Consider the following 8,455-nt stretch of genomic DNA (forward strand, 5'->3'; position numbering starts at 1 on the left):
CTAAGCTCGACTTTGGCCATTTGCGGCGCGTCGAGTGGGCGGAGGTGACGAAGCGGGCGTGACGGATAGGCTAGCGGCGTCCCCGCCAAGAGACACCGCCATGCTGCCCCTGCCTGCCCGCTTCGCCGGGATCATCCTGGCGTTCGCGCCGCTGTTCGTCCACCGCTCGTGGCGACACGCCCAGAACCTGCTGGTCGGCGCGATCCTGACGCCGGGGCAGCGCACGGTGACAAGCGTCCTGCGCATCATCGGCCGCGCGCAGGAGCGGCGGTTCGTGAACGTCCACCGCATCCTCAACCGCGCTGCGTGGTGCCCGCGTTCCGGCAGCCGTATCCTGCTCGGGCTCCTCGTCGATGCCTTCGCGCAACGTGGCCCCGTGGTCCTGGGACTGGACGATACGATCGAGCGCCGCCGCGGCAAGCGGATCGCGGCCAAGGGCATCTACCGTGATCCAGTTCGCTCCTCCGACAGCCACTTCGTCAAGGCGAGCGGGCTGCGTTGGATGAGCCTGATGTTGCTGGCCCCAATCCCCTGGGCGGGGCGCGTCTGGGCGCGGCCCTTCCTGATCGCGTTGGTGCCGTCCGAGCGCGCCTGTCGCGAACGGGGCCGTCGGCACAAGCCTCTGCTCGACGTCGGACGCCAACTCGCTCTCCAGGCTCGCCGCTGGCTGCGCGCACGCGACCTCGTGGTGGTGGGCGACAGCGGCTTCTCGGCCTTGCTGTTCCTCGACGCGATGCGCCGCGCCCGCATCACGGCGATCACCCGCCTGCGGATGGATGCTGCTCTCTACGAGCCGGCCCCGCCTCGTCCGCCCGGCACGATCGGACGCCCGCGGACCAAAGGCGCGCGGCTGCCGACGCTCGCTGCGATCCTCGCGGCCAAGGACACGCGCTGGCACGCGGTCGTGGTGCCCGGCTGGTACGGGGCGGGCGAGCGCACCCTTGAGATCGCCTCCGGGACCGCCGTGTGGCGGCACGGCGGTCTGCCGGTCGTGCCGATCCGATGGGTGCTGGTGCGCGATCCCGAGGCGCGCTTCCAACCGCAGGCCCTGCTCTGCACCGAACCGATGCGCGAGCCCGCGCAGATCGTGGGGTGGTTCGTGCGGCGCTGGACCGTTGAGGTCACCTTCCAGGAAGCGCGCGCCCATCTCGGTGTCGAGACGCAGCGGCAGTGGTCGGACAAGGCCATCGCCCGCACCACGCCCTGCCTGCTCGCCCTGTTCTCGATCGTCACGCTGCTGGCTGCACGGCTCCCGGTCCGCCAACGGCAACGGATCGCGGCCGCCGCGTGGTACCCCAAACCGCTCGGGCCGTCATGGTGAGGAAGAAGATGCGTCAGCTGACCACCGTCACGAGGGCGAGGAACTTCACCAGCCTTTCGGCTGTCTGCAGCCTGCTCTCCTCGGCGCGGCAACCCGACTTCATGACTTTGTGGAAGACCTCAGCCTTCCATCGCAGAGCGCACCAGTCGAGCTTCTCCACGGCCCCGGCGAGATCAGAGACCGGCAGGTTGGTGACGAGCTTCCAGTCGATCGGCGGACGATCGGTTGGCGGATCGAGTTCGAGAGCGTGGATGTAGGTGAAGACCTGCGGGCTGTAGTGTTTGTGCTTGCCGATGGGCGGCAGGATCGTGATGGCCGCAAACTTGGCCTGTAGGCAGGCAGTCTCGGCGGAGTTGCCGCCGACCGTCACGTGATGGCGACCCGACCAGGGGGCCGCATCGAGTTGAGCGTAGACGCGGTGGTCTGCATTCCGGCGCGGCCCGGCAGGCGGCGGTTTGGCCAGTTTGTCGGTCTGCACGCGTACCAAGAAACAGGCGCGTAGATCCTGTGCGAGGCAGAACAGTTCGTAGATGTCGCTCTCCCAGTCGCCGACATACACGCAGCGCTCCACGTGCCGAGGAGAGCCATCGACTGGCAGAGGTTTTCGAGCCAGAGATAATTTTACTTGGCTTCGATGGGTGCACGGGTGGGGTTCACGTGCCGCGTGAGAGTCCACGTCCCCTGAAATTTGGAGCGCGTCCAGAACTTCGCCGCCATCAGGCCGAGACGCGTGCCCGCGAGCGAGACGACGAGACTGGAATGCAGCAGAACGCCACACAGCGTGTGCACGTTGGGTTGCCCGCTTTGTACCGCCCGCTGTTGATGGTTATGGTGAAGCCGATCTTGCCCGGATGCGAACGGCCGTAGATGAACTCAGTCGTGTCCTGGAGGATGAAAATCGACCCTTCAGTCGCCGCGCAACGGACGGCAGTCGCGGCAAAGTGCCTAGCCAGGATGCCGTGCTCGGTGATGCGCGGGTTGTCGAAGAAGCGGTAGGCTGCCTTCGTGGCAGCCCAGTCGCTGCAGGCAGCCGGCATTGGCTGACCCGGTGCGGCGGACATCTGATCCATGAGACGGTGAAGGCGACGTGCAAGGCGTTGATCGGTAGCGGATCGCCTCCGCCAGGTTGCTCTTGCGGCTCAAGAGGCCGAGCTTCTCCCGCAACCACGCCTCCAGTGCTTCGACCACCGGCCGGCTTCGTTCCTGACGGGCCGCCCGTCGCTCCTCAGCCGAGTGCCCGCGGATCTCGGTCTCGATCCGGTAGAGCACGGCAATGCGCGACAGCGTCTCCGTCGCGATCGGCGAGGCCGCGGCAAGGTCATAGAATTGCCGACGCACATGGCTCCAGCAGTGGGCCAGCCGCACTGCGCTGCCCTTGGCCAAGCTCTCGTAAGCCGCGTAGCCGTCGACCTGGAGCACGCCTGCAAACCCGCAGAGATGCGCGATCGGTCGTGCGGCCGTGCGGTCGGGCGCGTAGACGTAGGCGACGCCGGGCGGATCCGTCCCGCCCCAGGGCCGGTCGTCGCGCGCATACGCCCAAAGCTGGCCGGTCTTGGTGCGGCCGCGGCCCGGATCGAGCACCGGTGCCGTGGTCTCGTCGGCAAACAGCTTGCCCGAGCGCTTGAGCGTCTCCAGGAGCCGCCCGTGCACGGGCCGGAGGAGGAAGGCGGCGCGCCCGACCCAGTCGGCCAGCGTCGAGCGGTCGAGGCTGACGCCCTGGCGGGCGAAGATCTGCGCCTGCCGGTAGAGCGGCAGGTGGTCGGCGTATTTGGAGACGAGCACCTGCGCGACGAGAGCGTCGGTCGGCAGGCCACCCTCGATCAGCCGCACCGGTGCCGGAGCCTGCACGATCGCGTCCCCGCAGGCGCGGCAAGCGTAGCGCGGGCGGCGGATCACCAGCACCCGGAACTGCACCGGCACCACGTCGAGGCGCTCGGATACATCCTCGCCGATCCGATGCAGGTCACCCGAGCAGCACGGGCAGATGAGGCTGTCGACATCGACCACGTGCTCGACTCGCGGCAAATGGGCGGGCAGCGCCCCACGGTTCGTGCGCCGCTTGGCCCTCCGGGCCTCCTGCTTGGCGGGCTCGCTCTCCTCGGCGGCAAAGCCCGCAGCCTCGACCTGCTCAGCCTCCTCCAGCCCGAGCAGAAGCTGATCCTCAGGCAGGCTCTCGGCGCGGCGGCCGAAGCGGTGGCGCTGCATGGCCAGGATGATCTGGCGCAGCCGCTCGTTCTCGGCGCGCTCCTCGGCGAGCAGCGCCTTGAGCGTCTCGGGATCGTCGAACGAGGGCGAAGCAGGCGCGGCCACGAAGCAGATTAGATCAGATCCGCCAGTGACTTACCACTGCGATGAAGCCCGCTGGCCAGCCTTTTTGCTCAGCCGGCAACTGCCGGCACGCCCACGGCACGCGCCGCATGGACGCGCTTCCAGTCCAAGCCTTACACGAGCGCCGAGAGCTGCGCCGCGCTCAGCCGGACCACGCCGTCCTCGATCTTCGGCCAACAGAACTGACCCGCCTCCAGACGCTTGGTCGCGAGGACCAGCCCGCTTCCATCCCAGACCAGGAGCTTCACCCGGTCGGCGCGTTTTGACCGGAACACGTAGACCGTACCGGAGAACGGATCCGCACCTATCGCGTCCCGGACCAGAGCGGCCAGCCCGTCCATGCCCTTGCGGAAGTCCACGGGCCGGGTGGCCAGCATCACGCGCACCGCGCCGGATGGCCCGATCATGGACAAGTCTTCAGCGCCCGGATCACCGCGGCGATCTGAACCGCGCTCGCGCCCTGAGCGATGCGGACCGTGGCGCCAGCGATCTCAACTTCGATGCTGTGGCCGCCGCATCGCTCCCCCACCCCGGGGCTCATCTCGGCAGAGGTCGGCTCCTGCGGGCCCACACTCATCACGGCCGGCACGAACTGCAGTGGGCGCTCGCCGTCGTGCCTCCCAGCCTGACGCACCAGGCGTCGCCACGTGAACAGCTGCGAGGCGCTCAATCCATGCCGGCGCGCCACCGCACTGATCGACGTGTCCGGCCCGTCGCTCTCGGCGACGATGGCGGCCTTTTCCTCATCCGACCACGTCCGGCGCCGACCGACCCCGGTGAACAGCTCCCGGCGCCGGATCGGCTCCGACATAGCCATACGCCCTGACATCGACATGTGACGGAGCTCCCATTCCGGTCCGTATGTCGCCTTCACACCGTCTGCCGGAAGGTTCCACCCAGACAGCGCTTACGTTGATCGAGCAAGCTTGCGCAGGCGATCTCGGCATCCTGCCAGCCAGCGTCGCCGGCCAATAGACCATCGCATATCCGTGACGCCTCCGTGATTCGGCGACACGGACAGAATCACGGCCGGTTCAGGCGAGGCAAACCGCACCGACGATGTGGGTAATTGGCAGCTTTGCCGCATGCGTACCGCGCAGGCGCCACCGATCGGTCTGCTCCGCGAGGAGGTGATCGTCGCCTCAGACCAGAATGACCGACGCCAATCCGCGTGCTGTTGAAAAGTTGCGATCTCCGTTGTAGTGAGCCTGGGACTGACCAAGCGTCATAGCAGTGTGGCCCCACGTAAAGAGCAGTCTAAGTCTTTATATGATCAGAAATAGGTCATTTATCATATTCTGCTATTCGAAAAATCGACAGATTGTGTAATATTTTGCAATCGTTGAAAATCCGAGCCATTAAGCTGAGAATCATGATTATATAATATCATCTATTGCCAATTTTCCGACAAGCTAACGTCAAAAGAGAGATTCAAAATGGCCTCAATTTGTTTTGTGACAGACGAAGTCATGCCGTTCACAATGGGTGGTATCGGAGCTTTTATTAGAAATACAATAGATTTCTATTCCGACCGCGATGACATAATTATCTTGTACACTGGAACCAAAAGCATCCCCAGAGAGGACTGGAAAAAGAGATATGATCGAGTAGAGCTCTTCCCGCTTTATGACTTCTATGACATCAAGCGCGATAAATGGGAGAGGCAAAATTTCGAACACCCATTTATGAAAAGATCCATGATCATCAAAGAGTGTTTGATTGAGATATTAAAATTTCGTAAAATTGATTACATTGAGTTCGTCGACTGGGGGGGGCTCGGCTTTTACACTCAACAGGCAAAATTGGCGCAACTTGCGTTTAGGAATACAAAAATCGCCGTTCGAATCCATACCACGGACGGAATACTTCGGCATTTCGAAGGCAGAAATCCAGGCTATCATACATGTTTACTTTCCGATTTCGAAAGGAAGGCTCTTGCTGACGCAGACATCGTGGTCGGTCATTTAGAGCCTGTCGCCAAATTTGTGTCGAATTTTTACGGGTTTGCGAAGTGGTGGACGGATCTGTTAGAATTTTCAACGCCAGCAGTGCAGGTGCAAAGACGAGCAATATCCCCAAAGACACCAAGCCCTGACACTACCAATATCCTATTTACGAGCAAATTTCAGGCTGTAAAGCGGCCCGAAACCTTCATTCAGGGTGCGTGTCTATTTCTAGAGACCTGCAGTTGGTATAAAGGAAAGGTGATATTGACAGCTATGGAGCCTGTCGGGGGTTGGTCTGACCGTCTAAAATCTCAAATTCCATCAAATTTTCGCAATCGGTTCATCTTCTTGTCTGATCTACGACAGGACGATCGTGCTGAGATGATTGCTAGTTCAGTTGCAGTGTTCCCCAATAGCTACGAAGCGTTCTGCTTCGCAGCATATGAAGCATCGATGGCGGGGGCTGTATGCGTATTGAACGAACAGAACGTAGCGTTCGGGGCATCGACTCCGTGGATCGACGGATTCAATTGCGTTAAATTTGATGGCTCCGCTTTCGGCCTAGCAATACAATTAGAGCGCATTTTCCTCCAAAAGGTAGTAATCAGTCAAACGGTCATTGTAAGCGCGGACGAAAATCCGTATTGGCGCCATGCCGTTGCACCCGAGGGAATAAGTGCGCCTTCGATACTGTACGCGGCGATAGTATTTATTGAAAAACTTCAAATTACGAGCATCAGAACATTATTCGATTTCTTTTCCTCGGAGCAGGAAGTTTCTGAGGTAGTAATCGTATTGAGAGATGCTGGTGTGGTCGATGGGGATCCACTGGTCGATAAGCTAATTGAAATGAGCGCCGCCGATGATCGCATCAGAATAATACGATATGAATCATATTTTAATCGCGGGACTCTTTTGAATGAAGCGCTGCGTAACTTGCGGAGCGATTTCTTTGTATATGTTCCGGCTGGGGCGGAGATAGTGCCCGGATTTTCTGCGGCCGCTGTCACTGCACTAGCATGCAACAATAATTTCGACGTGGTGCTCCCAATAAGTAGCGTCACAAGAGATGGAGATGATTTGAGTGATGCCCCGGTATTTACGTTCTTCCCTGTTGGCGAGGGCCTTTCAACAAATATGATAAAAAATCGAACGGCTGCGCACTGCTTTGTCGCAAGAAGTTCGGTTGTGCGTAAGCATATGTTCGATGAAAATATTCCAACTTACCATGAGTGGGAGTTGCTAACGAGATTGGCCGGCGAGGGCATCAGGATGATATGTTGGCCCGAGATATCGGTCGGATATCCCGAAAATGTCGCCGCGTTATTGGCGCCACAAGATACAATAGAACGAAACTCGAGTGCCACGAAGATCCGTGAGAACATTAATTGGTCATGCAAAGGCGGATCTGGTTCGCTAGTAATAATTGATGATGCTGTAGGGGACGTTTACGACGGTCTGCAAGTTAGTTCTCTTGCACAGAGTCATGTGAGCTCGTCGTCATTGCAGTTGACGAACTTTGGAGCAAATCAAGAGATCGAGATCGATCCGGCGGCAATAACTTTAGACAAACTTGCGTCAATATATGACAAATCTATTGGCGATCTGCGCCGTTCTATGAAGAGGCGCATACTTGATATTCCCAGACAACGTCGCAAGAGGCTTTATGTCCATTTGGACTCGGTAGGAAATTATTCTGCCGACTTAAATAATGTAAAACTCGAGCGTGGTCATGACTTGGATGTGATTGGTTGGTGGCGTACTGATATGCCAATATTGAAAAATCACCATCTCAAGGTGATAGCAGTCCGAGATGGAATTCCGCATGAGATGAATACATCTATTTATAGGCGGATTGATGTTGCGGTGACGCATCATCTCCCGACTTCAATGAAACTGGGTTTTACTGCACAGCTTTCCAGCTCTTTGCTCCTGAGGGGGAAATACGACGTCGTGGCCCGCTTGTACGTTGAAAGTGAAATGTTTGCCGAGCGGACGATTTCTAGTGTTCATGTAGATTGAACTACGTTTAAGTAATTTATCTTTGAATTCGGGGAGAAGCTTATGTGCGGCATCGTCGGCATCGTCGGGCGCGACGCGGTGGCGGGGCAGGTGATCGAGGCCCTGCGGCGGCTCGAGTACCGCGGCTACGATTCCGCCGGCATCGCCACCCTGGAGCACGGCCGGCTGGCGCGTCGCCGGGCCTCGGGCAAGCTGGTCAACCTGGAAGCCAGGCTCGCCCAGGAGCCGCTCACCGGCACGATCGGCATCGGCCACACCCGCTGGGCGACCCACGGCCGCCCCAACGAGACCAACGCCCACCCGCACGCCACCAAGCGCCTGGCCGTCGTGCACAACGGCATCATCGAGAATTTCCGCGAGCTCAAGCAGGAGCTGGAGGCCGACGGCGTCGTCTTCGAAACCGAGACCGACACCGAGGTCGTTGCCCAGCTCGTCAGCCGCAACATGGACCGGCAGATGGGGCCGGTGGAGGCCGTGGCCGCCGCCCTGCCGCGGCTGCGTGGCGCCTTCGCGCTGGGCTTCCTCTTCTCCGGTGAGGAGAACCTGCTGATCGGGGCCCGCCACGGCGCGCCGCTGGCCATCGGCTTCGGCGAGGGCGAGACCTACCTGGGCTCCGACGCCCTGGCGCTCGCCCAGTTCACCGACGCCATCACGTATCTCGACGAGGGCGACTGGGCGATCCTGTCCCGCGGCGGCGCCGAGATCCGCGACGCGTCGGGCGCCACGGTCGAGCGCGCCCGGCAGACGATCGCCACGCAGGCCTACCGGATCGACAAGGGCGAGTACCGCCACTTCATGGCCAAGGAGATCCACGAGCAGCCCGAGGTGGTGGGCCGCA

At 60.6% G+C, this 8,455-nt stretch carries 5 protein-coding genes and 2 pseudogenes; 3 read left to right on the forward strand and 4 right to left on the reverse strand.

Translation table 11 applies throughout. From position 1 onward, the window contains the following. Positions 1-100: 100 nt before the first annotated feature. The gene (locus tag BMY19_RS29930) at positions 101-1,321 is read left to right on the forward strand and encodes an IS701 family transposase (protein WP_244535079.1); all 1,221 of its coding nucleotides are present in this window, start codon (positions 101-103) and stop codon (positions 1,319-1,321) included. Positions 1,322-1,334: 13 nt separating this feature from the next. Here BMY19_RS29930 and BMY19_RS31540 read toward each other — a convergent pair whose 3' ends face one another. From BMY19_RS31540 to BMY19_RS29950, 4 genes and pseudogenes are all read right to left on the reverse strand, one after another. Then, entirely contained in the window at positions 1,335-1,880 is a 546-nt protein-coding gene (locus BMY19_RS31540) for a hypothetical protein (protein ID WP_244535080.1), read from the reverse strand. Between the two features lie 545 nt (positions 1,881-2,425). Continuing rightward, positions 2,426-3,631: pseudogene (locus tag BMY19_RS29940) on the reverse strand (IS66 family transposase); the annotation flags it as partial. Positions 3,632-3,762: 131 nt separating this feature from the next. Beyond that, a complete protein-coding gene (tnpB, locus tag BMY19_RS29945) occupies positions 3,763-4,056 on the reverse strand; it encodes an IS66 family insertion sequence element accessory protein TnpB (protein ID WP_100253861.1) in 294 nt (97 codons plus the stop codon). Beyond that, on the reverse strand, positions 4,053-4,460 hold the full coding sequence (locus tag BMY19_RS29950; protein WP_244535082.1) for an IS66-like element accessory protein TnpA: 408 nt from the start codon (positions 4,458-4,460) through the stop codon (positions 4,053-4,055). Before BMY19_RS29950 ends, tnpB begins: the two co-directional genes overlap by 4 nt. Before the next feature lie 625 nt (positions 4,461-5,085). On the opposite strand from BMY19_RS29950, the gene BMY19_RS30720 reads away from it, so the two are divergent. Then, positions 5,086-7,617, forward strand: coding sequence for a glycosyltransferase family protein (locus BMY19_RS30720; RefSeq protein WP_139215751.1), 2,532 nt, complete (start codon positions 5,086-5,088; stop codon positions 7,615-7,617). Positions 7,618-7,659: 42 nt separating this feature from the next. Beyond that, positions 7,660-8,455 (forward strand): annotated as a pseudogene (locus BMY19_RS29955) (glutamine--fructose-6-phosphate aminotransferase); the annotation flags it as partial.

This window comes from Methylobacterium sp. UNC300MFChir4.1 (genome assembly GCF_900110155.1).
GTDB lineage: Bacteria > Pseudomonadota > Alphaproteobacteria > Rhizobiales > Beijerinckiaceae > Methylobacterium.